Origin of the sequence: Gilvimarinus xylanilyticus (assembly GCF_024195295.1) — a bacterium.
Classification (GTDB): Bacteria; Pseudomonadota; Gammaproteobacteria; order Pseudomonadales; family Cellvibrionaceae; genus Gilvimarinus; species Gilvimarinus xylanilyticus.
The window spans coordinates 1,355,023-1,378,860 of record NZ_JAMFTH010000001.1 but is presented as its reverse complement, the minus strand read 5'-3'; the positions used below and the strand labels follow the sequence as shown (position 1 = coordinate 1,378,860).

20 protein-coding genes are annotated in these 23,838 nt (G+C 55.6%); 11 read left to right on the top strand and 9 right to left on the bottom strand.

Going from position 1 to position 23,838, the window contains the following annotated elements:
* Position 1: 1 nt before the first annotated feature.
* Together scpB and rluB are read left to right on the top strand one after the other, a co-directional pair.
* Positions 2-832, top strand: coding sequence for an SMC-Scp complex subunit ScpB (gene scpB, locus M6D89_RS05915; protein WP_253967100.1), 831 nt, complete (start codon positions 2-4; stop codon positions 830-832).
* Positions 833-847: 15 nt separating this feature from the next.
* Positions 848-1,744, top strand: a complete 897-nt coding sequence (gene rluB, locus M6D89_RS05910) for a 23S rRNA pseudouridine(2605) synthase RluB (protein ID WP_253967099.1) — start codon at positions 848-850, stop codon at positions 1,742-1,744.
* A gap of 16 nt (positions 1,745-1,760) precedes the next feature.
* Here the strand turns inward: rluB and M6D89_RS05905 are convergent, their stop codons facing one another.
* From M6D89_RS05905 to M6D89_RS05895, 3 genes are all read right to left on the bottom strand, one after another.
* Entirely contained in the window at positions 1,761-2,708 is a 948-nt protein-coding gene (locus tag M6D89_RS05905) for a GGDEF domain-containing protein (RefSeq protein ID WP_253967098.1), read from the bottom strand.
* A 236-nt stretch (positions 2,709-2,944) separates the two neighbouring features.
* Positions 2,945-4,342 carry an ATP-binding protein gene (locus tag M6D89_RS05900; protein ID WP_253967097.1) on the bottom strand — a complete coding sequence of 466 codons (1,398 nt, stop codon included), beginning with the start codon at positions 4,340-4,342 and terminating at the stop codon, positions 2,945-2,947.
* Complete coding sequence (locus M6D89_RS05895) at positions 4,339-5,064, bottom strand: response regulator transcription factor (protein ID WP_253967096.1); 726 nt, start codon at positions 5,062-5,064, stop codon at positions 4,339-4,341. Before M6D89_RS05895 ends, M6D89_RS05900 begins: the two co-directional genes overlap by 4 nt.
* A gap of 197 nt (positions 5,065-5,261) precedes the next feature.
* Between M6D89_RS05895 and M6D89_RS05890 the strand changes: the two genes are divergently transcribed.
* Positions 5,262-5,798 (top strand): flavodoxin, encoded by a 537-nt coding sequence (locus M6D89_RS05890; RefSeq protein ID WP_253967095.1) that lies wholly within the window; start codon positions 5,262-5,264, stop codon positions 5,796-5,798.
* Here M6D89_RS05890 and cmoB read toward each other — a convergent pair whose 3' ends face one another.
* Together cmoB and cmoA are read right to left on the bottom strand one after the other, a co-directional pair.
* Positions 5,799-6,767, bottom strand: a complete 969-nt coding sequence (gene cmoB, locus M6D89_RS05885; protein WP_253967094.1) for a tRNA 5-methoxyuridine(34)/uridine 5-oxyacetic acid(34) synthase CmoB — start codon at positions 6,765-6,767, stop codon at positions 5,799-5,801.
* On the bottom strand, positions 6,764-7,498 hold the full coding sequence (cmoA, locus tag M6D89_RS05880; RefSeq protein WP_253967704.1) for a carboxy-S-adenosyl-L-methionine synthase CmoA: 735 nt from the start codon (positions 7,496-7,498) through the stop codon (positions 6,764-6,766). Before cmoA ends, cmoB begins: the two co-directional genes overlap by 4 nt.
* Positions 7,499-7,651: 153 nt before the next feature.
* Here cmoA and M6D89_RS05875 point away from each other — a divergent pair, with 153 nt between their 5' ends.
* The 5 genes from M6D89_RS05875 to M6D89_RS05855 all read left to right on the top strand — a co-directional run bounded on the left by M6D89_RS05875 (position 7,652) and on the right by M6D89_RS05855 (position 13,573).
* Positions 7,652-9,415, top strand: coding sequence for a bifunctional diguanylate cyclase/phosphodiesterase (locus M6D89_RS05875; RefSeq protein WP_253967093.1), 1,764 nt, complete (start codon positions 7,652-7,654; stop codon positions 9,413-9,415).
* 67 nt (positions 9,416-9,482) lie between these two features.
* Positions 9,483-11,108, top strand: a complete 1,626-nt coding sequence (locus M6D89_RS05870) for a response regulator (RefSeq protein ID WP_253967092.1) — start codon at positions 9,483-9,485, stop codon at positions 11,106-11,108.
* Positions 11,109-11,207: 99 nt separating this feature from the next.
* Positions 11,208-12,068, top strand: coding sequence for an FHA domain-containing protein (locus tag M6D89_RS05865; protein ID WP_253967091.1), 861 nt, complete (start codon positions 11,208-11,210; stop codon positions 12,066-12,068).
* A 65-nt stretch (positions 12,069-12,133) separates the two neighbouring features.
* Complete coding sequence (locus tag M6D89_RS05860) at positions 12,134-13,237, top strand: DUF5610 domain-containing protein (RefSeq protein WP_253967090.1); 1,104 nt, start codon at positions 12,134-12,136, stop codon at positions 13,235-13,237.
* 81 nt (positions 13,238-13,318) lie between these two features.
* The gene (locus M6D89_RS05855) at positions 13,319-13,573 is read left to right on the top strand and encodes a glutaredoxin family protein (RefSeq protein ID WP_253967089.1); all 255 of its coding nucleotides are present in this window, start codon (positions 13,319-13,321) and stop codon (positions 13,571-13,573) included.
* On the opposite strand, the gene M6D89_RS05850 is transcribed toward M6D89_RS05855, so the two are convergent.
* Positions 13,533-14,780, bottom strand: coding sequence for an EAL and HDOD domain-containing protein (locus M6D89_RS05850; protein WP_253967088.1), 1,248 nt, complete (start codon positions 14,778-14,780; stop codon positions 13,533-13,535). The two genes, M6D89_RS05855 and M6D89_RS05850, sit on opposite strands and share 41 nt — an antisense overlap.
* Positions 14,781-14,892: 112 nt before the next feature.
* The gene (locus M6D89_RS05845; protein WP_253967087.1) at positions 14,893-16,890 is read right to left on the bottom strand and encodes a transglycosylase SLT domain-containing protein; all 1,998 of its coding nucleotides are present in this window, start codon (positions 16,888-16,890) and stop codon (positions 14,893-14,895) included.
* A 273-nt stretch (positions 16,891-17,163) separates the two neighbouring features.
* Here M6D89_RS05845 and M6D89_RS05840 point away from each other — a divergent pair, with 273 nt between their 5' ends.
* Complete coding sequence (locus tag M6D89_RS05840; RefSeq protein ID WP_253967086.1) at positions 17,164-19,086, top strand: ATP-binding cassette domain-containing protein; 1,923 nt, start codon at positions 17,164-17,166, stop codon at positions 19,084-19,086.
* A gap of 9 nt (positions 19,087-19,095) precedes the next feature.
* Here the strand turns inward: M6D89_RS05840 and M6D89_RS05835 are convergent, their stop codons facing one another.
* Positions 19,096-19,536, bottom strand: a complete 441-nt coding sequence (locus M6D89_RS05835; RefSeq protein WP_253967085.1) for a universal stress protein — start codon at positions 19,534-19,536, stop codon at positions 19,096-19,098.
* A 107-nt stretch (positions 19,537-19,643) separates the two neighbouring features.
* Here M6D89_RS05835 and M6D89_RS05830 point away from each other — a divergent pair, with 107 nt between their 5' ends.
* Complete coding sequence (locus tag M6D89_RS05830) at positions 19,644-20,159, top strand: hypothetical protein (RefSeq protein ID WP_253967084.1); 516 nt, start codon at positions 19,644-19,646, stop codon at positions 20,157-20,159.
* On the opposite strand, the gene M6D89_RS05825 is transcribed toward M6D89_RS05830, so the two are convergent.
* Positions 20,128-20,862, bottom strand: a complete 735-nt coding sequence (locus M6D89_RS05825) for a hypothetical protein (RefSeq protein ID WP_253967083.1) — start codon at positions 20,860-20,862, stop codon at positions 20,128-20,130. The genes M6D89_RS05830 and M6D89_RS05825 overlap by 32 nt on opposite strands.
* 345 nt (positions 20,863-21,207) lie before the next feature.
* Between M6D89_RS05825 and topA the strand changes: the two genes are divergently transcribed.
* On the top strand, positions 21,208-23,832 hold the full coding sequence (gene topA / locus M6D89_RS05820; protein ID WP_253967082.1) for a type I DNA topoisomerase: 2,625 nt from the start codon (positions 21,208-21,210) through the stop codon (positions 23,830-23,832).
* The last annotated feature ends 6 nt before the right edge of the window (positions 23,833-23,838 follow it).

The following is a 23,838-nucleotide window of genomic DNA, read 5'->3' as shown; positions in this document are numbered from 1 at the left end:
TATGGAATCACAACAACTACAAGCAATCATCGAAGGTGCGCTCATGGCGGCGGGTGAGCCTTTAAGCCTAAAGCGCTTAGAGGTTTTGTTTGAAGAAGATCAGGCACCCAGTAGGGACGAGCTGCGCCAGGCCTTGGAAGCAATATCTTTAGCCTGCACCGATCGCGGTTTTGAATTAAAAGAAGTGGCCAGCGGTTGGCGCTTGCAAGTGCGCGAAGATCTGGCGCCCTGGGTCAATCGCCTGTGGGATGAAAAACCGCAAAAATACTCCCGCGCCCTGTTAGAGACTCTGGCGCTTATCGCCTATCGTCAGCCCATTACCCGGGGGGATATCGAAGAAATTCGCGGCGTTGCGGTGAGTTCTCATATTATTAAAACCCTGACTGAGCGCGAGTGGGTAAAAGTAGTGGGTCAGCGCGATGTCCCCGGGCGCCCGTCACTCTATGCCACCACGCGTCAGTTTTTAGATTACTTCAACATCAAAAGCCTGGACGAATTGCCCACCCTCAGTGAGATTCGCGATTTGGACGAGCTGAACGCCTCGCTTGATCTGGGCGAGGCCGCGCCAGCGCCCGATGGCGCAGAGCAGGCGGAGCCGGAATCGACTGATTCCGCGCCGGAGGATGTGGCATTAGAATCTACCCAGAGCGAGGAAGAGGGCTTAGAGCCGACTCGGGAACGCGATGAGCTCGCGGGCGGTGATTCTGCTGATGAGCCAGAGGGCAAGAGTTACGCCGAGCCAGACGATGATGCCGCCGTTCCGGCTGAGGATGGCGACACACCATATCAACCCAAGGCCTTTAGCGCCGAACAGACAGAGCCTGACGCCTGATAGCGCAGCCCCACTATGGTTAAAAAAGTACACACTGATGAGACACCTGAAACGGGTGTTGCCGACGAAAAACTGCAAAAAGTGCTGGCGCGCGCCGGTTGTGGCTCGCGCCGCGAAATGGAGCGCGCCATTGTCGCCGGAGAGGTTCAGGTTAACGGTCGTACCGCGACCTTGGGCGATCGCGTGACTGGCGAGGATAAAATTGTCTTTGCCGGCAAGGAGATCAAACAAAATGCCAAACAGGCGCGTCGGCGAGTTATTTTATACAACAAGCCCGAGGGGGAAATTTGCTCGCGGCAAGATCCCGAGGGGCGGCGCACGGTGTATCAGGCACTGCCTCGGCTGTCTGGCGAGCGCTGGATTTCGGTGGGGCGGCTGGACTTTAACACCAGCGGCTTATTGTTATTTACCAACGACGGTGATCTGGCCAACAAGCTTATGCATCCCTCGTCTGTGATCGATCGCGAGTACCTGGTACGCATTCAGGGCGACGTTGACGACGATATGAAAAAGCGTCTGTTGGACGGTGTAATGCTGGACGATGGGCCGGCGCGTTTTACCGATATTGTCGACGGTGCGGGTGAGTCGCGCAATCGCTGGTTTTACTGCGTGGTGATGGAAGGGCGTAACCGCGAAGTTAGGCGTTTGTGGGAGTCCCAAGGCGTTCGCGTGAGTCGCCTAAAGCGGGTGCGCTACGGTAATATTTTTATTCCCTCCCATGTTCGGGTGGGGCAGTGGCTAGAGCTGAACGATAAAGAAATTGCCGATTTATGCCTTACCGCCGGGCTGGATGTCGTGCGCAATCCCACCATTGTGAAAGATGAAAAGCTCCAGCGCGAGCGCCACGAACGCAAGCTGCGGGCGGGACGACGAGGAAAGCGATCGGCGGTTAAGCCCCGATCGAAAAAGTAGGGCGCTTACTGAATCTTTAACGGGGCTTTTTCAGGCTTTTTTCCGTGATCTCTGGCGCCTCGCAGCAGGCGCGGTTGCGCCCGGCGCGTTTGGCTTTGTAGAGCGCGCTATCGGCTCGCTCAAGCAGCTGATCAAGTGATTCGTCTGCGTCCTGGCAGGCGCTGACGCCTATGCTGACGGTGGTGTGAATGATTTTGCCGTTGTGAATAAACTTCATCTGTTCAATCGCCCGGCGCAGACGCTCGGCGGTAATCAGCCCGCCCGAAGCCCCGGTGGCACTCAATACCAGAGAAAACTCCTCGCCCCCATAGCGAAACGTGGTGTCCGAGCCGCGACTGATGCGCTCGATAGTAGCGGCCACTTCCGCAATAATCTTATCCCCCGCGCCGTGACCGTGTAGATCATTAATCTGCTTAAAGTGGTCGATGTCAATCATTAGTAACGCAAACCCCTGGCCGCCGCGCTGCAGCAGCTGATGTTCGTGATCCAGAGTGCGATCCAGGGCGGCGCGGTTTCCCACCTGTGTGAGGGGGTCGATAAGCGCCATACGTACCGCTTTTTGATAGTGCTGGGCGTTGCGCAGCGGGAAGGCCAGTGAGGCCAGAAGACTTTCCAGGCACTGTTGTTCGGTGTCGCTAAAGCGCTGGCGGCGGTAAAAGGTGATTCGGCCCAGATCGCTGTCGGGCAGGCTTAAGTTGTAGAGGCAGTGGTGGGTGGTCTGCTGGCCGAGTTTAATGTGGCGCTGCTGCGGGTCTTGGTAGACGAGGCCGTCATAACTCACCAGATTGCGTGAGTGGCGAAAGAAAATAGAGACCAAATCATCGCTTTGCAAGGTGGTTTGCAATGCGTGCGCTAGCCGTGCGCGGGTGTCTAATAATAGGCCTCCGCTGGCGGTGTCGCCGAAGATTTCCGGGGTGAGTGTCCCGGCGGTTTGAGCGCTGCCTGTGGGGGAAAGGTCTCGCATAGTCTCGCAACTCTTTGCCTAAAATAATGGGTGGCTACCCGCAAAAGCCACAAAGATTGCCGCTTATGGGGTGTTGTTACGAGTTACAGCGATTTTCATGCCAATGGCAGATATCAGTTTTTAAGTTCTTTATAATCAATGAGTTGAATGTAAAATCTGATATCTGTTCTGGCTTGTAAAGTCAAATAACTGGCTGGCGAGCCGGGCTTTTCCGGAATGCTTTTGCCGCCAGTCAATTATTTGTCGTTTATGTTGGTGGGCAGTTGAATGCGAACCTCAAGCCCGCCCCGATCACGGTTATGGGCGCTGATGTTACCGCCGTGCAGCGCGACCGTGCGCTGGGCAATAGCCAGCCCCAGGCCGTAACCACCGCTTTCGCGGTCGCGAGCCTGATCGGTGCGGTAGAAGGGTTCAAAGATGTCCTCCAGCTGCGCCTCGGGCACGCCGGGCCCGGTGTCGGCCACTTTAATCACATACTGGTTGCCGTCCTTTTCAATGCTCATGGCAATTTCCCCGCCTTCGGGCGTGTAGCGCAGAGCGTTGCGAAGGACGTTATCGAACACCCCGTAGAGCATATTGCCATGGGTGGATAGCAAAGCTTCGTGGTAGGGGTTGTGAAGGGTCAGGGTGATATTTTTGCGGGCCAACTCGGGCTTTATGGCTTGCTCAAGCGCGCTCAGTAGCGCGGTTAAATCCATGGTGTCGTCCAGCGACCAACCGCCGTCTTCCATGACCGGCAGGGCGAGAATGTCCGAGATAATGTCACCCAGGTAATCAGCGGCTTGACGGATGCGCTGCAGTTCTTTGTCCACGGTGCCCTGGCTGCGCTGCTGCGCCAAAGCCAGTGCGACCTGGAGGCGGGCCAGCGGGGTGCGCAATTCGTGGGAAACGTCTTTAACCAGCCTTTTTTGTTCGGCCATGGCCTTTTGCAGGCGTTCGGTCATATGGTCAAAGTCGTGGGCCAGCGAGCTTATCTCATCGCGGCGGGTGTTGAAACGGTGGCCGATTCGCACGCTCAAATCGCCCTTGGCAATGTCGCGGGTGGCGCGCTGCAGGGTCGAGAGCCCGCGCGCCAAATGGCGGGCGAGAAAAAAACAGGCGGTACCGCTAACCAGAATTGAGGTGAGCAATAGCGGCCAGATATTATTGATAAACAGCTGCCAGACAATATTGCCCGAGCTTTTTTCCCCTTTGGTGGCGGCAATGGTAAAAATTTTGACGCTTTTACCATCATTGAGGGTGACATGCCGTCCCCAGGTTTTTTCTCCCTCCATTAATACCTTGTCAAAAGGTTGGCTGGGGTTAAGTTTGGGTACTAGGTGTCGCACCCCCGGTGGAAGAGGGCGGTCCAGCAGGTCGCGGTTGCCCGAATCGACAATGTAGAAGTGCCGTGTGGACCACTCGGGCATGGTGCGCATATCCGCCAGCACCTGAGCCGAATTGCGGTTAATGGCGGACCCCACGATTTGATACAAAAAGCGCAGCGCCGGATCATAGTCGCGATCGTCGCGCAGGCGTTGGAGATTATTGTCGGGGTTAATGTCACGCCAGTGGACGATCACATTGGAGGTGACAATAATAACCGCGGTAATACACCAAAAGGTCAGAAAGACCCGCAGATACAGCCGGGTCATTGGGCCGGCGGAGCCTCGCTGGAGCGGGTGAGCATATAGCCGGCGCCGCGCACATTGATAATTTGTTCTTTGCTGGCACCTGCGGTTGCCAGTTTTTTGCGGATATTACTGACGTGCACGTCAATGCTGCGGTCGTAGGGCGTCAGCTTACGGCCCAGGGCACGTTCGGTCAGATCGTCTTTGCTAATGACCTGGCCCGCGTGTCGTACCAAGAGCTCCAGCACGCTGAATTCGGTGCCGGTTAAAGGGAGTTGTTCCTGTTGCCAGTAGGCCGCGCGACTGCCCATTTGCAGCACCAGGTTGTCCACTTGCAGGGTGCCCGCTTCGGGGGCGGCTTGCTGACTGGCCTGAGTGCGACGCAGCACGGCGCGCAGGCGTGCCACCAACTCGCGCGGGTCGCAGGGTTTGGGCAGATAGTCGTCGGCGCCGATTTCCAGGCCAATCACGCGATCAATGGTGTCCCCCTTGGCGGTGAGCATAATCACCGGGGTGTGCTGGTGGTTGAGTTCCGGTTTTTGGCGCAGTTCTTTTAAAACGTCGAAGCCACTGTGACGCGGCAGCATCACATCCAGAATCATGGCGGCATAGGGGGTTTGTTCGGCCATCTGCAAAGCTTCGGCACCATCAAAGGCAACGGCAACCGAAAACCCCTCGCTGATCAGGTATTCCTGCAACAGTTCGGACAGCTCTTTGTCGTCGTCAATCAGTAAAATATCCGCCATTTAATCCTCTGCTTATCGTCTATAAGGCACAGTGCGCGCCAAGTTTGCATCAGTGTTGTCATTCTGTCATGGCTGGGGGCGACTGGTTAACCTTTCTTAACCCCTTTGCGCAGTATAGCCGAGGCTTGCGCGCTCGGGTTTTTGCTGGGAAAATCCGCAGCCTTAGCGAATTGTAAACACAGTGGAGTTGATGTTCAGTGGCCAAAATCGGGCTTTTTTTCGGCAGTGATGAAGGTAATACCGAGCAGGTTGCCCTGCGAATTCAAAAACGCCTGGGGGCCGATGTAGTCGATTTGCACGATATTGGCGAGGTCACTCAGCTGGAGTTTACCGCTTACGAGCAGATTATTTTGGGTATCCCGACCTGGGACTTTGGTCAAATCCAGTCCGATTGGGAAGAGTTTTGGGATGATCTGGCCGAGGTGGATTTCAGCGGCAAAACCGTGGCTCTGTTTGGCCTGGGCGACCAATTTGGCTATGGCGATTACTTTCTCGATGCCATGGGCATGTTGCACGATGTGATCGATGCCTGTGCCCCTGAACGTATTGGCTTTTGGCCCACCGACGGTTACGAGTACGAAGCCTCCAAGGCCGAGCGCGACGGCGAGTTTGTGGGTTTGGCAATCGACGAAGATCAGCAGGAAAACCTAACTGGCGAGCGATTGGACGCCTGGTGCGAGCAAATTCATCGCGAGTTTGGTTTACACACGCCACTGCAGCTGGGCGACGCCTGATTACGCGGTTGCGGTAAAGGTTGCGCGCAGAGGCCCCGGGTGCCCTTCGATGGTTTTGCTGGGGTCCTCGGGGTCGAGAAATTTCTCCAGTGAGTGAAATGTCATCCAGTCGGTGGCGCGCTGCTCGTTACAGGTTGTGGGGCTCTGGTCGATTAGCTGAATATCTTTAAAGCCGCACTTTTTCAGCCAGGCCTGCAGGGTGGCGGGACTGGGTAAAAACCAGACGTTATTCATCATGGCGTAGCGCCCCGGCGGCACCAACACATCCCCTTCTTTGCCCTCGATCACCAGAGTTTCCAGCACCAACTGCCCACCCGGTTTTAAGGTATCTTTGAGTTCGCGCAAATGGTCCATGGGGGAGCGGCGGTGGTAGAAAACGCCCATGGAGAAGGTCGTATCAAAGGCCTTTAGCTCGCGCGGTAGCGCTTCAATCCCCAAGGGCAATACATCCATGGGTTGCTGGGCACCCAAAAAGTGTTTTATGGCGGAAAACTGCACTACAAAACGCGGTGAGGGGTCTATGCCAATCACCCGTTCGGCGCCATCGCCCAGCATGCGCCAGCCGTGATAGCCGTTGCCGCAGCCTACATCCAATACCAGGCGATGCTTTAGCGGTGCGATGTGGTCGCGAATGCGCTCCCACTTCCAGTCCGAGCGCCACTCGGTATCAATGTGAATACCGTGAATCTGATAGGGGCCTTTGCGCCAGGGGATCAGTGCACGCAGGGCGGTGTCCGCCTGGGCAATTTGTACCTCGCTGGCATGGCCCCAAACCGCCACCTGGTTTTTTAAGTCAATCTGGTCGGCGGTAATAGTGGGGAGTTGTTCAAGGGCTTGCAGCCAGCCGGGTAAATCTCCAAAGCGCTGGGGGGATAAGCCTTTTTCGACCAGTGCGGGCAGGGCCTGCCCCCAAGGTTTTAAACGCGGATGGTCGGCTAAAAATTGGTACAGCTGATGGTAGTCAATCATTTTATGGCAATTATTGAGGCAAAGTTGAGGCACTGAAACCAGACATCCACGCTGCTGAAGCCTGCGTTTTTAAGGCGGGTGCGATGAGTGTCGAGCGACTCGGGAATCAGCACGTCCTCAATGGCGCCGCGCTTTTGCGCAATCTCTAAATCGCTGTAGCCATTGGCGCGCTTAAAGTTGTGGTGTAGCTCGGTCATCAGTGCCTGATGAGGCGGATCATCAAAGCAAACTTTCTCGGACAAAATCAGTACCCCGCCCGGATTTAGCCCAGCGGCAATTTTACCCAACAGCGCCTCGCGCTCATCCACGGGAATAAACTGCAAGGTAAAATTGAGCACCGCCATGGAGGCGTTGTCGATAGCAATATCCTGCAGCCGGGCCTCGACAAACTCTACCGGTACGTCTTCCAGTGCGTCGGCAGCCATTATGTGCCGGGCCCGCGCAATCATGGCAGGGGAGTTATCGACAGCGACGATCTCACAGTGGCTGCTGTGAATTCTATGACGCATCGCCAGGGTGGCGGCTCCGAGTGAGCAGCCGAGGTCGTAACATTTGGAGTTGGCGCGCGCGTAGCGTTCGGCCAGGGTGCCGATCATATTTAATATCGTGGGGTAGCCGGGCACCGAGCGCTTGATCATGTCGGGAAAAACGTCCACAACATGTTGGTCAAAGCTGAACTTGTCCACCTGTGCCAGGGGGTTGGCGTAAAGGTTGTCGCGTTTTTCGGTCATGGGCTGGGTGTCTGAATGAAAGCTCGGCATTTTACCGGCCTTCGGGGCAGCGCTTCAATCGTAGCAGGCTGCTAGGTTGTCATATTCCTGTCACAGGCGGGGCGGATACTTTGGCGCGTTAATACTCGAACCGTCACAGAAAAGGAGGACGCTGTGCCTGCGCACCTCCAGCATCAGCTGCAGAGCCTTATCGATAACCATCGGCTGTATCCGGTGTTTCAGCCCATTATCAGCGCTAATGACAATGAGATTGCCGGCTACGAGGCTTTGATCCGTGGCCCCGCCGACTCGGGGCTCGCACGTCCCGACCAATTATTTGCCGCCGCCAGCAGCTTGGGCCAAATGGCCAGGCTGGAATATACCTGCCGCGAGCTCGCCTGTCGCGCCTTTGTCGAACAGAACCTGCCGGGCAAGCTGTTTTTGAATATGACGCCACTGTCGTTTACGGACAGCCAGTACCGCGACGGGGTCACCATGGCCATTTTGCGCGAGCTTAAACTCGACCCGGAACGGGTGGTGTTTGAGTTGACCGAAAAGCAGCCCATGGATGAGTATGATTTGCTGCGCGGCGCCTGCGAACACTTTCAGCAGCAGGGCTTTGCCGTGGCCATCGATGACTTGGGGGCCGGTTATGCGGGGCTGCGAATCTGGAGCGAGTTAAACCCGGATTATGTCAAAATTGATCGGCATTTCGTCAAGGGTATCGAGCGCAGTGCGGTAAAGCGCGAGTTTGTGCGTTTTATGCTGGATATCGCCAATCGCATTGGCAACAAAGTGATTGCCGAGGGAATCGAAACCGCCGAAGAATTTTCTACCCTGGCGTCCATGGGGGTGGAGTATATGCAGGGTTTTTATATCGCCCGCCCGACTGCAAAGCCTTCCCACCACTTGACCGAGTCTATCCAGCAGGCGCTGGCCCAGAATATGCCCCGGACCCACGATACCTTTGCGTTAACCCTGCGTGAAGTGACGGTCTACGAACCGGCGGTGGACCCACAGGTATCCGCCGCCGAGGTGGTCAAAATGTTGCGGGCCGACGTCAGGCTGACTTGCCTGCCGGTGGTGAGTGCCGGGGGGACGGCTCTGGGCATGATTAGTCGCTCGGAGCTGCTCAACACATTCTCCTGGCGCTACGCCTACGAGCTTCACTCCAACAAGCCTATTGTCGAGTTTATCAGCCCGCGCTCGCTGATCATGGATTTGGACAGTGATTTAAACTCGGCCGGGCGTCTGGTCACCGAAGACCCTCTGCAAAATCTTAGCGTGGATATATTGGTCAGTGATGACGGTCAGTATGCCGGGGTGGCTAAGGTACGCAGTATTTTGCGCAGCATTGCCGAGGAAAAGCTAAGGCTCGCGCGTCACTCGAATCCATTATCATCATTGCCCGGCAATGTGCCCTTGTACGAGTGGATTGATCGCTTGCTGTGTCAGAAGGCGGATTTTATTGTCGCTTATTGTGATATTAATCAATTTAAACCCTTTAACGATGCGTTCGGCTACAGCAGTGGCGACGACGTTATTATTGCGTTGGGGGAGCTTTTGACCGCGAGCGTCAACCCCGAGCTGGATTTCGTTGGCCATGTGGGCGGCGACGACTTTGTCGTCGTGTTTCGTTCTCGGGATTGGCGCAATCGCTGTGAAACCGTGCTGGAGAAGTTCTCACACTATATTCAGCAGACACTGGCGCCCGAACAGCTCGATTATTGGACCGATGATCGTCAGGGGCAAAGGCGGCGATTCGGCCCACTCACCCTTGCCATTGGTTGTGTCCACCCGGATCCTGAGCTGTGTCGCACCCATCACCAGGTAGCGATGCTGCTGGCCGACGCCAAGCACCGGGCAAAAGCGTTGGGGGATCAGCAGGTGTTTCTCTCTCGCCGCCGTAGTCCAGACGCGGCGGCTTTAGCTTCTTAGCTCTACAATTTCTTCCCGTTCAGGTTTCCGCTATGCTGGTGACTCATTCAGCGCTGGACTCTGATTCATGTCAATTGGGACATTCGCCGACCGCAAAGTACTGATCGTCGATCGGTTTGAAAACTTTCGTATGACAGTCATGCATACCCTCCAGGCACAGGGCTGTCTACAGGTGGATACTGCCGTGAATGGCGCGGATGCAATGCGCAAAAGCCGGTTCCGGCGCTACGACGTGGTCATTTGTGAGTATGATCTGGGTGAGGGCAAATCCGGGTTGCAGCTGTTAGAAACCTTACGTGAAGAGAAGTTGTTAAGCGCGGAGGGTATTTTTGTTTTACTCTCAGCCGAACTTTCAAAAGCCTTGGTGCTCGCCGCGACCGACGTTTCTCTCGATGCGTTTTTAGCCAAGCCGGTTGCCAGTAAGCATTTGCTGCAACGTTTGAGTCGTCTGTTGCGCAAGCGGCGGGTCTTTGCGCCCGTGGCTCAGGCGCTCGACGAAGGCGATAGCCCGCGTGCGCGTGCGCTGTGCGCGGTCTTAGCCGCCGGAAACTCACCCTATAAGCTTGCGGCGCAAAAGCTGTTGGGGCAACTGCTCTTGGAAAATGGGGATTTTATCCAAGCCGAGCGATTGTATCGCGAGATTATGGAGGTAAAAGAACTGGATTGGGCGCAGTTGGGGTTGGCCTACAGCAAGCGCGGGCAGGGCGACTTTAAAGCCGCAGAGCAATGGTTGGAGCAGGCGTTGGTCAGCAATGGCGACTGTGTGGCAGCCTATGATGCCCTGGCTGAGTTGCACGGGGAAAATCTTGACCCGGCCGCGCAACAGCGGGCACTGCAGCACGCGGTTCAGGTCTCGCCGTTAACCGTCCGGCGCCAGCAACGGCTGGGAGAGGTGGCCTTGAATAACCGCGATTTGCCCGTTGCGACCCAGGCGCTGCGACAGGCGATTCGGTTGGGACATCACTCCACTTACGACCAACCCTATACCCATTTTCAGTTTGTTCGCGCTTGCAGCGAGCTGAGTTTTTTAGATCGCGAACGGGGGCGCGGTTTTGATGCCGAGGTCAGTCGAGTTTTGTCCGGTTTCGCCAGCCGCTTTGCTCTCACCGACGAGCTTGCCCTTGCCTTGCATTCGGTCGAGTGCGCGTTTCGTGCGGTCACGGGTGACGGTGCCCACTCTCGCCAGTTACTTAGCCAGCTGCAGGCAGAGCACGATTTACCCGAAGTCCCGGCCACCGTTTTGCTCGATTGGGTGAGTGCCGCAGATTGTCTGAATGAGTTCACTCTGCGCGAGCGCCTGCTCCAACATATGCTGGATGTTTACCGCGATCAAGAGGCCGTGTTGGAGCAAATGGATTTGTTTTTAACTTTGCCTGTTAGCCGTAAAAAGCGCGAGCGGTTGGCGCAGCTGAATAAGCGGGGCATTGGTTTGTATGAGCGACAGGAATTTGCCCAGGCAATCGCCTGTTTTGATCAGGCGTTACAGGAATTCCCCCGCCACGGTTCAGTATCATTGAATTTGCTGCAAGCACTGGTGGGCGGCATGACCCACTCCGAGCAACCGCTGCCATATCAGCAAAAGGCGGGGCCTTTGGTGCATCATATCGACAAACGATTGAACCTGACCGATGAGCAGAGAAATCGTTTTGGGCAGCTGCAAAGACAGTGGCGACATATGGCCGAGCGTTCCTAGGGCCCAGGCCATCACAACCCCCATCCGTACAGCTTGAAAAATGCACTGCCGTGTAGCATTATCTTGCCCCTGACATGACGACTAAAAAGGATACTTTAGATGCTGAAAATCCGCTTCAAAGATAAAAAATACAGTGCGGTTTGGCTTGTCGAGCCCAGCATCAGTATCGGTCGCGATCGGGGCAACCCCATGGTGGTCAGTAGCCCCAACATTGCCGACAAACACCTGCTAATTGAAGTAGAACACGAGACCCTCCATCTGGTTAATCTGGTGCCTGGCTCCCAGGTTGAGGTTAACGGCAATCAGGTCGAGGAGAGGTGTCGTCTCAAGGCGCGCGATATTATTAATTTACTCGGCGTTCAGCTCGAGATAATCGACCCCAAAGACGAGTCGGTCGCTGAGCCGGTAGTTCCCAAGCGAACCAATCCCCGCGCGCCCAAAGCGACCGGTTGGGCGCTTAAGGCAAACAGTAGCGCCCTGGGGAACCGGGTGTTTCCGCTTAAGCTTAGTAATGTTGTAGGGCGCGCTACCGAGTGTGATATTTCACTGGCCGCGGCGCATTTATCTCGCCGTCACGCCGAGCTCTCGATCGTTGAGGGCGTGCTTTACGTTAAAGACCTGGGCTCTGCCAATGGCACCTTTCTCAATGGTCAGCCGGTGACCGAGGCGCGGGTTAAACGAGGCGATGAGCTGCGTTTTGATACCCTCGCGTTTGGCGTCATCGGCCCGGCGGATGATATTGCCAAAACCACCGTGCGCACCACGGGTAGGGACAATAGTTCTGTGCGCAGGCGGTCGTACTCGCCACAGCCTCGGGCCGAGGAGCCCGCAGTCCAACCGCAGTCATCGCCCAGCGAGGCTGACAACAATCGGCCACGCTATGGCTCGGCGGGCCTGTCGGTATTGGTGGTGCTAACGTTGGTCGTGGTGGCCGCCCTGGTTTTTACCCGCGGGGGGTAACCGCGCGCTAAAGTTTGTTGCCCGGCGGCCGATAGCGGGGCATAGCCACCCCGGGAGGCCTCGTTATGATTGATTCTAATCTAAGCAGTATCTCATCTGTGTCTCAGTCGCCCCGAGCGGCGGACAAGCCATCTGCACAAAATCTGGTCAGCGACTCGGCCCTGACCCAGTTGTCGGGCAAGCGCGCTTTTTCAGGGTTTGAACCTCTGAGCGCCGAGCGTGCCGCCGGGAATATTCTGGGTTTTATCGAGCGCCAGATAAACCGCGATATCGCCAATGGCGCCGATCAAGAGGCCCTTGAGTCGCGCCTTGAAGCCGGTTTAAAGGGATTTAAGCAGGGGTTTGCCGAGGCCGAAGAAAAACTTAAAGCACTGAATATGCTGAATCCCACGGTACGTCAGGATATCGACAAAACCTATGATTTAGTCACCTCGGGTATTGCCGAGTTAGGCGCCAAGATGGGTATTTCCACCGAGGCTTCAAGCGATGACCCTGTCTCCTTGAGTGATGCGGCGCCCGGCTCCTTGCGGGTTAGAGCTGAATACGCCAGTGCCGAACAATTTGAGTTTCGGGTGCGCACTCAGGAGGGCGACTGGGTCAGTATCAGCGCCAGTTCGAGTACCGCTCAGGGGTTAAATGCTCAGGGTAATGGGGAAGGCGCTTCGCTGTCTTATGCTCAGTCCTCTTCCAGTGGTTACAGTATCTCGGTGGAGGGCGATCTCAATGAGCGCGAGCGCGAAGCCATTGAATCGTTAATTGGGCAAGTGGATCAGTTGGCGGATGAGTTCTTTACCGGTGATCTGGATCAGGCGTTTGAGTATGCTCAGTCACTGGGTTACGACGACTCGCAAATCAGCGGTTTTGCGTTGCAGCTGACCCGTACCGAATATCAACGTGTTGACGCCGCCTATCAAGGGAGCGACAGGGCCGATAGTCTGGCCTCGCGTCTCGCCCCTCTAGGGGATTTTATCGAGCAGACCCGCAAAGCGGTGGATACCGCCTCGGAGTTTGCCGAGCCCATCGAGCTGATGCGCTCGCTGGTGGAGGCCATGTACGCGGACATCGATCGTCCCGCGAACCCCGATGGTCAGCGTTTTACGCAGTTTTTGGATCGGGTGTTGAATCAGACCGCGCAAATGCTGAATCAAACACCCGTAGAGGGTGAGTAAGCCCTAGCAGGCCCTGATGTTAACAGCACGCAATAGAGTCGGGTAAAATGGCAACCCTCAGCCATTGCCCGACCGATCCTAATGCGACTAACCCTTCTGACGACTGCTTCCTGCCACTTGTGTGAACACGCTCAAGCCATAGTGGATGCCTACCCCGGTGGGCTAGACTTGCGTCGTTTCGATATTGCCTGCGACGACGAGATGATCGAGCGCTACGGGTTGCGAATTCCGGTGTTGCGCGCCGATACCGGGGATGAATTGGATTGGCCTTTCACCTCTCGGCAACTGGATGAGTTTATCTGCGCTTTGCCTCGCGCACATCCGCCTGCAGGGTAAGCTGGGTGTCATCCACCCAGCTTAGGGTTTGTAGGTAGAGTTCGGTAAGCACACCCGGATTCAAGTCGTAATGGGCGAGATACGGCCAGTCAATATCCTGCCATTGGCCCCGCTCGTAGGTAATCGCCGCTTGTAAAAATTTGCCTTCGGTGCCTTCAAAATCCAGCAGCGCCCGCCGCAAGTTATCGCTTAGTTGGATGTCGGCCAGCACCTGCTCCAGGGGAGCGTCCATAAACGCATCCAGCATAGACAGTAAGCCGGTAGTGAAGTAGGTGTCGCACTGCGCTTGGGGCAGCTGGACGGCAGCCATTAGCTCACACATTTTGGCGCGAATCAGCGCGTTTACGGCCAATTCTGGTGGTTTATCGCTGAGCTTGGCCATGGCCAACAGGCCGATCCAGTTTTTAATAATCTTCAGCCCCAATAGTGTCAGGGCTTGGCGCAGAGATTCTATTTGCCGGGGCAGGCCAAAAGCCGCTGAGTTAACCAGCCGCAGAAGCTTGTAGCTGAGCACCGGATCGCGGGAAATAATGGTTTCAATGTCTTCGAACGAGGCTTCGGGGGCGTTGAGTTTAGCCAGCAGTTGCAAGACCGATTGCTTGCTTTCGCTCAGCCTCTGGCCGCTAAGCACTTTGGGTTTTTCCAAAAAATAGCCCTGAAAGTAATCAAACCCCAAGCCCTGGCAATATTCCAGCATCTCAAAGGTTTCGATTTTTTCGGCCAGCAATTCCAGTCCCAGCTTCTTAAGGTAGCCACTGTGCTTTTCAAGTTGTTCCTGGTTAAGGGCCAGCACGTCGAGCTTGATAATATCAGCGTAGGGCAGCAAGGCGGCGCTTTTCCGGTTGAGAACAAAGTCGTCTAGGGCGATGGAAAAACCCTGTTCGCGCAAAATTTTTAAGCGGTGCAGCAGGCCAGCATCAATATGCTCCGTCTCCAGAACTTCGATCACCAGTTGTTTGTGATCAAACGGCAAGGTGGCGTCCATCAAGGGGCCGGTAAAGTTGACAAAGGCTCGGTGTGGTCCCACCACCGCTTCAATGGAAAGTTCGGTGAAGGTGTTCAGCAGTACCTGAGAGCTGGCAATACTCCCATCGACAAAGTCGGCTCGATTAGCGTGCGTGGCCCGGTAAAGTAACTCGTAGGCTACCACTTCAAGCTGGGTGTTAAAGATGGGTTGGCGCGCCAACAAAGGCGATGAGTCGGGCATGAAGTCTGTCGATCTCTGACGGCTGATTCGTTATTGTAGTTTAGCATTTAACCGGTTTCAGAGGAGAAATCCTGAAAGCCAGTGGATAACCGTTCGAGCTGTCCACTGGCTTTTACAGGGGCTTTTTGGCCTCGCCCTGAGTGATAAAGGGTTTTTTGTCTCCCAAACGGTAGCCGTAGATGACCGAGTAGGCCAGCACGTTTTGCACATAACCGCGGGTCTCACGATAGGGAATGGTTTCAATCCAGATATCAAACGGCAGCTGTGAAGCTTTGTCGTCGTTGAGCCACTGTTTGACCCGGGTGGGCCCTGCGTTGTAGGCAGCAGCGGCAAGGATACGATTGCCGTCAAATTGGTTCAGCAGTTGGCCCAGATAGCGGCCTCCCAGAGCGATATTGGTTTCCGGGGTTAATAAATCCCAGGTGGATATGCTCATGCCGTTGCGCCGCGCGGTTTGTTTGGCTGTAGAGGGCAGTAGCTGCATCAGACCCAAGGCGCCGGCCGAGGATCGGGCGTCGGGGGTAAAGGCGCTCTCCTGGCGGGCAATGGCAAACAGCAGGTGAGGCTCAATCGCCGTTTCTTTGGCCGTGGAGTTAACATGCTCCTGATACGCCAGTGGGAAGCGGGTTTGCAGATCGTCCCAGTAGCTCGCCTGAATCATGGCCTGAATGCCATTGCGGTGCCAGCCCCAGTTTTCGGCCAGTTTGCCGGCGGCGATAACCTGAGCTTTGCTGAGCGCCCGAGTGGTGTGGTACCACTCGCGCCGGGCATCGAGGTTTTCGCCGATAATATAGAGTTCGCGGGCGCGCACAATGCCCGGGTTTTGCGATACGGCCCGATAACTGTCTTGGGACACCTGAATAGGCTTATCCACGAGCTCGTAATCCTGGCCCAGAATATCCGCGGCGAGAAAGCCGTAAAACGAACGGGTTTTGGCCACCTCAGCGTATAGGTCTCGCACTTGCGCCGCTTCTCGATTTTGCTGGGTCAGGGCGCGGGCGCGCCAATAGCGCCAGCGTTCACTGGCTTGTTCGTCGGCGGGAAGCATACCGATCCACTTTTGCACTCGCTCCCAGTCCTGCTTGCGCAGGGCATCGCGAATCAGCCATTGGGTGACGGTTTCGCTGCTCAGCGCCGGGGAGGAAGCCAGTAGGGCTTCAGCTTGATCCGTGTGATCTTGCCGCAACAGTCGCACGGCGATATAGCGTTGAGTATCTATACGCTCCTGATCGTCAAACAGTTGCTGGGCATCGTATTTGTGCCATAAATCGATTGCGAGAGCAGCATCGCGCAATGACAGGCGCTGCAGGCCGTGGAGAATCAGATCTTGCATGCGCGAGCTTTGCAGACTAAAACGTTGCATGTCACGCAGCAGGCGCGGATTGCTGTCAACCCGATAGTACAGGTCTGCCAGAGCTTTAGTCTCTGGCGACATTTGTTTGCTGATATAGCGTGCCAGCGAGCGCTGGCGAGCATCCATGGTTTTGACAAACCGCGACCAGGCAATGTCGTCGGTGAGCCGATCTGCCTGCATCCAGGCGGCGAAGACCGGGTCGCAGGCTTTGGGTTGCGAGTGGTCGACATCCCACAGGGCGGCGACTTCGTCCAGCGCGGTCTTGTCTCCCATATTGATGCGCGCACGCAAATTCAGGCAGGCGAGCGTGGTGGTACTGTTTTCCGGTCGATAGTAACGGGTCAGGCTTTCCCAGTCGCGTTTTTCGGCGAGTTTTTCAATCCACAGCCGCTCCAGCTTGTCCGCTAAGTACGAATCGGGATAGCGCGCGAGAAACTGGTCAATTTCGCTGTGATCGACCCGCGAAATGCGGCGGGTTATGTAACGGTATTCAATATAAGGCAGCAGCGGATAGGTGGCGAGGCTGTCGCGCAATTCACGGTAGTCGCTATAGCGGCTTTGGCTCAGCGCTTCGTGCGCCTCGGCGTAGGCTTTACGCTGTACAGATTTGTCGGCAATTGCATCCGGAGCGGCTTGAGTCTGGCTCCAGCTTACGGCGCTGACGCAAAGACTGCCAGCGAGCAAAACGGTGCTGCTCAGCAAGTGGCACTTGCCGTAAAAGGAGTGTTTGAAGCGTTCGCGGTTGAATAGCCTCATAATTACCTCGGGGCTGCTGAAAGTGACGAACGTTGCATTTGCCTTGGGCTCTAAAATACCCAATTTGTTCGATTTTATTGTTTTCTTTGTTCTGGAACCGTGATTTGCGCCCAAAAATGCTGTTTCGGGCGTTAATAGACGTTAATATGCTGCCACTTTTTCCAGGGCGAAGCAAACGTTTTGTAGGGGTATTCGCCGCCTTAGATAGATTCTCTAAGGGATTGATTTTCTTTATAACAGCCCATTCTAGATTGGGCGGAAACACGAGGTAGTATGGCTCTTTTGACGGTGGATAAAGCCGAGCTCAATTACGGCTTGCAGGTGCTCTTAGATCGGGTGGATTTTACCATTGAGCGCGGTGAGCGCTGGTGTCTGATCGGTCGCAATGGTGCGGGTAAATCGAGCTTTTTGAAAGTCTTGGATGGCGAGGTCAGCCTCGATGGGGGCGCGGTGGTGATGGATCGGGGCGTTAAAATTGCGCGCCTGGCGCAAGATTTACCCGACGCCGACGACAAAAGCGTGTTTGATGTGGTAGCGGCGGGTTTGCCCGAGGCGGGGGCGCTGCTGAGCCGTTTTTATCATTTAACTCAAGTGGCCGAAGAGGGTCGCGACGATGCCTGGGTAGAAAAGCTGGCCCGGGTCCAGAGCGAGCTCGAGGCGGTGGACGGCTGGAGCCTGCAGACTCGGGTGGAAACCGTCCTGAGCCGTTTGCAATTGGATGGTGCGGTATTAATGGCGTCGCTTTCGGGCGGTTGGCGGCGCCGCGTAGCCCTGGCGCGGGCACTGGTTATCGAGCCGGATATTCTGCTGCTGGATGAGCCCACTAACCACTTGGATGTGGCGGCTATTGAGTGGCTGGAAAGCGAGTTAATCGGGTTTAACGGCGCGATTGTGTTTATTACTCACGATCGGGCGCTGCTGCAAAAAGTGGCGACTCATATTGCCGAATTGGACCGCGGCCATCTGCGCACCTGGCGGGGCGACTATCGCAGCTTTCTGGAGTACCGCGAGCAGGCGCTGGCCGAAGAGGCGCGCCACAACGAGTTGTTCGATAAAAAACTGGCCCAGGAAGAGGTGTGGATCCGCCAGGGCATTAAAGCCAGGCGTACCCGCAATGAGGGGCGGGTCAGGGCGCTGAAGGCCATGCGCGAAGAGCACAAGGCGCGCCGGGTCCAGCAGGGCAACGCCAACTTTGAACTGGCGCAGGGCGGTTTGTCGGGCAAGCTTGTGGCCGAGCTGGATCAGGTGAGTTTTCGCTATGGCGACAAGCCGATTATTGATAATTTTACCTGCCGTATTCTGCGCGGCGACCGCATCGGTTTGGTGGGCCCCAACGGCGCGGGTAAAAGTACGCTGCTTAAGTTGATTTTGGGCGAGCTATCGCCCGACTCGGGCAGGGTTAAGCTGGGGACCAACTTAAGTGTGGCTTATTTCGATCAGCTGCGCGATCAGTTGGACCTGGAAAAAAGCGCGGTAGACAATGTTGCCGAGGGGCGCGAAAGCATCGAGATCGGCGGTCGGTCTAAGCACATTATCTCCTATCTGAGCGACTTTTTGTTTTCCGGTGAGCGCGCCCGAACGCCGGTGAAAGCCCTATCCGGGGGCGAGCGCAACCGGGTATTGCTGGCCAAGCTGTTCAGCAAATCCGCCAATATTCTGGTCATGGACGAGCCCACCAATGACCTGGATGTGGAAACCCTGGAGCTGTTGGAAGAAGTGCTGAGTCAGTTTAGTGGCACGGTATTGTTGGTAAGCCACGACCGCGCGTTTCTCAACAACCTGGTTACCAGCACCATCGCCTTTGAAGGCGGGGGCCAGGTGCGCGAGTACGTGGGGGGCTATGACGACTGGATTCGCCAGGGCGGACGCTGGCGTGACCCAGCGGCCCAGCAAGAGCAGAAATCCGAGGTGCCATCAAGCGAGTCGGCAGCTGACAAGCAGGCTCCCAGCGCCAGTAAACCCGCGACTAAAAAGAAGCTCTCTTACAAATTGCAGCGCGAATTTGATGCTTTGCCCGATGAGATTGAGCGCTTGGAAACCGAGCTTGAGAGTTTACAGCAGGTTGCCGGCGACGCCGATTTTTACGCCGGTGATCCAGCGGAAATTGAGGCGCATATGCAACGCATAGCCACAACCCAGGCATCGCTGGATGAGTGTTACGAGCGCTGGGCCGAGCTGGAGGAAATGGGCGGTTAATGCTTGGGTTTAATCGTTGCCGCTCACCCGAATGGCCAGCACATCGCAACCGGCGCCGTGAAGTACGCTGTTAGAGGTGGAGCCCAATAACAGCGCAAAGCCCTTGCGGCCGTGGCTGCCGACAGTAATCAGGTCAGCGTTAATTTGCTTGGCCAGATGGTGCAGTTCGGTGGCTGGCTGGCCCACCAGCACATGCTCCTGCTCGACCTCGCAATCGGCATTGCGGATTAAACGTAAAAGCTCTTGTTCGGCCTTAATTTGCAGTTGGTCCTGGACTTCGGATAAATCGATGGGCATGTCGCCCCCGTAAGCAAAAGTCAGTGGCTCAATGACATGGGCTACAGTCAGCTTGGCCCCGCAAACCTGTGCCAGAGTCCAGGCTCGCTGCAGAATCTGGGGGCACTCTTCGGTAAGATCCAGGCCAACTAAAATATGGGTGTAGGCGTTCATGGCACTCTCCTCGTGCTGGGCCACTGTAAGGGCACCTTGATTATTGATAGGGGCCTCTTTTAGTCTGGATTGTTTTTCTTCACATCGCCACCGGATGATGGATTTTTATGGATAGTATCACTTTAATAATTGTGCTGTTAGTCGTGGCTATGGTGATTGGCCCTGTGGCTATGTTACGGCCTTCGGCGGGGCAAAAAAAGCGTGAGCAACAGCGCCAGTATGTGGTGGCTAAGGGGCTTGGGGTGACACTTCGGGCGCTCCCCAAGCTGGCTACCGACATGGAGGAGGCGGGCTTGCTGCCGACCTATACTCTACAGATCAAAGGAGGCGAGACCTGGACCTTGAGGCGAGCCTCTTTCGCTCACGAATCCCATCTGGCCGAGTATTGGCAGTTTGTAGGCTCGGGCCGTCCCAGCGCTGCCGTTGAGGTTTTTTTAAAGGTGCAGTTACCTTTGTTGTCGCCCCGAATTCAGGCGATCAGCAGCGCCGCTGGCGAACTGGCACTCACTTGGTATGCCAGTTCGCAAAACTCGGATGTGGATGTGATTGACGACTTCTTGCGTCAACTGGCGGCGGCGCAGGGGGCGGTCGTTATACCGCGTGAGCCTCTTCACTCTCGATAAGGGCGTGATACTCGGGAAATAGCGCGGCGTCAATATAAGGCTTTTCCAGGCGTATTACCTGGGCGATTTCTTTAATGAGTTGCAGGCGTCGCGGGTCTGTATGCTGCGAGGCCTGCAATAAGCTCTGCACTTTGCGAAAGTAATTGAGCGCGCTGATATTTTGATTATTGTCCCGGGCGCTGTAAGCGGCCCCCAAAAGCGACAGCACTCTGACCATCAGCGTTGCCCAGTCAATTTGTTGCCGGCATTGGTTGGCCGCCTCACGATCCATTCGCTCACTGCTCCAACGCTGATGCAGACAGACCGCTGCCCGGGCAAGTTTTTCCTGCGCCGCTTTGATTTCTACATCGCTATAACAGTAGCGGTTTATCTGTCTCTCGGTGCCGCCGGTGCTGAGGTTTTGTAGGTAGGTTTGAGCCTGCTCGACACGGGCCTGCAATGGGGCGGGATTGTGGCGTTCTAATTCCAGCAGCAATTGCAAGGTGGCGAGCTTTTCCTTTGCTAGCTGACGGCTTACTTCTATGTCTTCGACGTATTGTAAGCTGGCCGCCAGGGCCTCTTCTAGTTGCTCCAGATCATGGTAGAGGCGCTGCTGGCGGCGCGCCAACTGCTTGAGTGTTTGCTGGCGCAGGTTGATGGCATTGACCGCTGCTAGAGCCACAATGGTAATAATCACTAGAGCTAAAAGAGTAAGCGGAGCCATAGAAAAAAGTCCGACCACTTCACGGGTGGCTCGCCAAGGTTGTGTAAAACCTTTTGGCGGGATCGTTCGTTAAAGTGAAATTTGTATGTAAATCAATGAGCTGTAACAGTTTTGCCGGAGCTTTTTGGGGGGCGTCCGGCGCTGTGCTGGTGACGTATAAAATACCATTTTTTGAGTGGCTGCGAGAAAAAATTACCAGCTCCTTGCTTGACCCCGCCTCTCCCAGGACTTATATATGCCCACCTCGCGGCGGGAGTTTTGCCTTGTTGGCTACTCATATACCGCCTAGGCTTTCGATGAATAACGCAAATTCTGACCGATTCAGACAAGGAATATTGAGCGCATATGGGTAAATCTCTGGTAATTGTAGAGTCTCCAGCCAAAGCGAAAACCATCAATAAATACTTAGGGCGCGATTATATCGTCAAGTCCAGTGTCGGTCATATTCGCGATTTGCCCACCAGTGGTAGCGCTAAAAAAACCGACCCCAAAGAGCGCGCTCGGCAAGCGGCCAAGACCCGCAAGATGTCGCCCGATGAGAAGGCCAAATACAAAGCTGAAAAGGCTCATACCCAGCTGATTAACCGTATGGGGATAGACCCGGATCATGACTGGGAAGCGCATTACGAAATTCTTCCCGGTAAAGAAAAGGTGGTGAACGAGCTAAAACAGTTGGCAGAGAAGGCCGATACGGTTTATCTGGCAACGGATTTGGATCGCGAAGGGGAGGCCATCGCCTGGCATTTGCGTGAAGCCATTGGGGGCGATAATGATCGTTTTCGCCGCGTGGTGTTTAACGAGATCACCAAAACCGCGATTCAAAACGCCTTTAAGGCGCCGGGGCCTATCGATCAAAACCGGGTTAATGCGCAGCAGGCGCGGCGTTTTCTCGATCGTGTAGTGGGCTATATGGTGTCGCCGCTGTTGTGGGAAAAGGTCGCGCGCGGCTTGTCCGCTGGCCGGGTACAGTCAGTTGCCGCTAAATTAGTGGTCGAGCGCGAGCGGGAAATTCGCGCCTTCGTACCCGAAGAGTACTGGAATATTTTTGCCGATCTCAAAGCCAAAAGTGACGACAAAATACGCTTTGAGGTTAAAAAACACGCCGGGGAAAACTTCCGTCCCACCAACGAAGAGCAGGCCATGGCCGCCGTTGCGGCGCTTAAAGAAGCCAGCTACGAGGTGGTCGCGCGGGACGATAAGCCCACCCAGTCCAAGCCTTCGGCGCCTTTTATCACATCAACTCTGCAGCAGGCGGCCAGCACCCGCTTAAGCTTCGGGGTGAAAAAGACCATGATGTTGGCCCAGCGCCTGTATGAGGCAGGTTACATCACCTACATGCGTACCGACTCGACCAATCTCAGCCAGGAGGCGGTGGCGTCCTGTCGCGAGTATATTCAGGAAGAGTTTGGTAAAAAATATTTACCGGATTCGCCCAACGTCTACAGCAGCAAACAGGGCGCGCAAGAGGCGCACGAGGCGATTCGTCCCTCCAGTGTTGACGTCATGCCCACCCAGTTAAAAGGCATGGAGCGCGACGCCGAACGCCTGTATGCGCTTATTTGGGCGCAGTTTGTGGCCTGTCAAATGAGCCCCGCCCAGTACACCAGCACCAACGTCACGGTCGCTGCCGGCGATTACGAACTGCGTACCCGTGGCCGGGTGATTCGTTTTGACGGTTTTACCAAGGTCATGCCGCCTCTGAGCAAAAAAGACGAAGACGTGGTGCTGCCCGAGGTGGCGGTGGGCGATGTGCTGCCCCTGCAAAAGCTCGACCCGTCGCAGCACTTTACCAAACCGCCCGCGCGCTACTCCGAGGCGAGCCTGGTTAAAGAGCTGGAAAAGCGCGGCATTGGTCGTCCGTCGACCTACGCCTCGATTATCTCCACCATTCAGGATCGCGGTTATGTACGGGTTGAAAACCGTCGCTTTTATGCTGAAAAAATGGGCGATATTGTTACCGAGCGCTTGAACGAAAGCTTCGACGATTTAATGAATTACAGCTTCACCGCGAATATGGAGGAATCTCTGGATGTGGTGGCCGAGGGCGGCAAAAATTGGCGTCAGCTGTTGGATGAATTTTACGCGGGGTTTGTGGAAAAACTAAAGCAGGCTCAGAGCAAAGAAAAAGGCGGCATGCGCGCCAACGACCCCACCAATACCGATATTGAGTGCAACAAGTGCGGCCGCCCCATGCAAATTCGTACCGGCTCTACTGGGGTGTTTTTGGGTTGCTCCGGCTATGCCTTGCCGCCCAAAGAGCGCTGCAAAAACACCATGAATTTGGTGTCGGGGGATGAAGCGGTTGATGTCGAGGCGGATGAAGAGGCCGAATCACGTCAGCTGCGTGCCAAGCGCCGCTGTAAGTTGTGCAATACCGCGATGGACAGCTATCTGCTGGATGAAAAACGCAAGCTGCATATTTGCGGTAACAACCCCGACTGCTCGGGCTACGAGGTAGAGCACGGTACCTTCAAGCTCAAGGGTTACGAAGGTCCGACCTTGGAATGCGACAAGTGCGGCAGCGAGATGCAGTTAAAAACCGGGCGCTTTGGCAAGTACTTTGGCTGCACCAACGAAGAGTGTAAAAATACCCGCAAACTCCTGCGCAACGGCGAAGCCGCGCCGCCGAAAATGGACCCGGTGCCCATGCCCGAGTTGCAGTGTCAGAAGGTGGATGACACTTATGTGCTGCGCGACGGAGCCTCGGGCCTATTTTTGGCGGCCAGTGGTTTTCCCAAAAACCGCGAAACCCGCGCGCCGCTGGTCAAAGAACTCTTGCCCCACAAGAAAGAGATTGATCCCAAATACACCTTCTTGTTTTCCGCGCCCACGGAAGACCCGGATGGCGTACCCACGGTGATTCGTTTTAGCCGTAAAACCAAAGAGCAATATGTTCAATCCGAGGTGGATGGTAAAGCCACCGGCTGGAAGTCCTTTTACAGCGGCGGCAAGTGGAAAGCCAATAAGTAGAGGTTG

Bases quoted from the DNA above. Each gene is read 5' to 3' on its own strand.
- rluB (WP_253967099.1), top strand. From the start codon at position 848: ATGGTTAAAAAAGTACACACTGATGAGACACCTGAAACGGGTGTTGCC.
- cmoA (WP_253967704.1), bottom strand. From the start codon at position 7,498: ATGACCGAAAAACGCGACAACCTTTACGCCAACCCCCTGGCACAGGTG.
- topA (WP_253967082.1), top strand. From the start codon at position 21,208: ATGGGTAAATCTCTGGTAATTGTAGAGTCTCCAGCCAAAGCGAAAACC.
- scpB (WP_253967100.1), top strand. From the start codon at position 2: ATGGAATCACAACAACTACAAGCAATCATCGAAGGTGCGCTCATGGCG.
- M6D89_RS05840 (WP_253967086.1), top strand. From the start codon at position 17,164: ATGGCTCTTTTGACGGTGGATAAAGCCGAGCTCAATTACGGCTTGCAG.
- M6D89_RS05870 (WP_253967092.1), top strand. From the start codon at position 9,483: ATGTCAATTGGGACATTCGCCGACCGCAAAGTACTGATCGTCGATCGG.
- M6D89_RS05905 (WP_253967098.1), bottom strand. From the start codon at position 2,708: ATGCGAGACCTTTCCCCCACAGGCAGCGCTCAAACCGCCGGGACACTC.
- M6D89_RS05865 (WP_253967091.1), top strand. From the start codon at position 11,208: ATGCTGAAAATCCGCTTCAAAGATAAAAAATACAGTGCGGTTTGGCTT.
- M6D89_RS05845 (WP_253967087.1), bottom strand. From the start codon at position 16,890: ATGAGGCTATTCAACCGCGAACGCTTCAAACACTCCTTTTACGGCAAG.
- M6D89_RS05900 (WP_253967097.1), bottom strand. From the start codon at position 4,342: ATGACCCGGCTGTATCTGCGGGTCTTTCTGACCTTTTGGTGTATTACC.
- M6D89_RS05825 (WP_253967083.1), bottom strand. From the start codon at position 20,862: ATGGCTCCGCTTACTCTTTTAGCTCTAGTGATTATTACCATTGTGGCT.
- M6D89_RS05895 (WP_253967096.1), bottom strand. From the start codon at position 5,064: ATGGCGGATATTTTACTGATTGACGACGACAAAGAGCTGTCCGAACTG.
- cmoB (WP_253967094.1), bottom strand. From the start codon at position 6,767: ATGATTGACTACCATCAGCTGTACCAATTTTTAGCCGACCATCCGCGT.
- M6D89_RS05830 (WP_253967084.1), top strand. From the start codon at position 19,644: ATGGATAGTATCACTTTAATAATTGTGCTGTTAGTCGTGGCTATGGTG.
- M6D89_RS05860 (WP_253967090.1), top strand. From the start codon at position 12,134: ATGATTGATTCTAATCTAAGCAGTATCTCATCTGTGTCTCAGTCGCCC.
- M6D89_RS05855 (WP_253967089.1), top strand. From the start codon at position 13,319: ATGCGACTAACCCTTCTGACGACTGCTTCCTGCCACTTGTGTGAACAC.
- M6D89_RS05835 (WP_253967085.1), bottom strand. From the start codon at position 19,536: ATGAACGCCTACACCCATATTTTAGTTGGCCTGGATCTTACCGAAGAG.
- M6D89_RS05850 (WP_253967088.1), bottom strand. From the start codon at position 14,780: ATGCCCGACTCATCGCCTTTGTTGGCGCGCCAACCCATCTTTAACACC.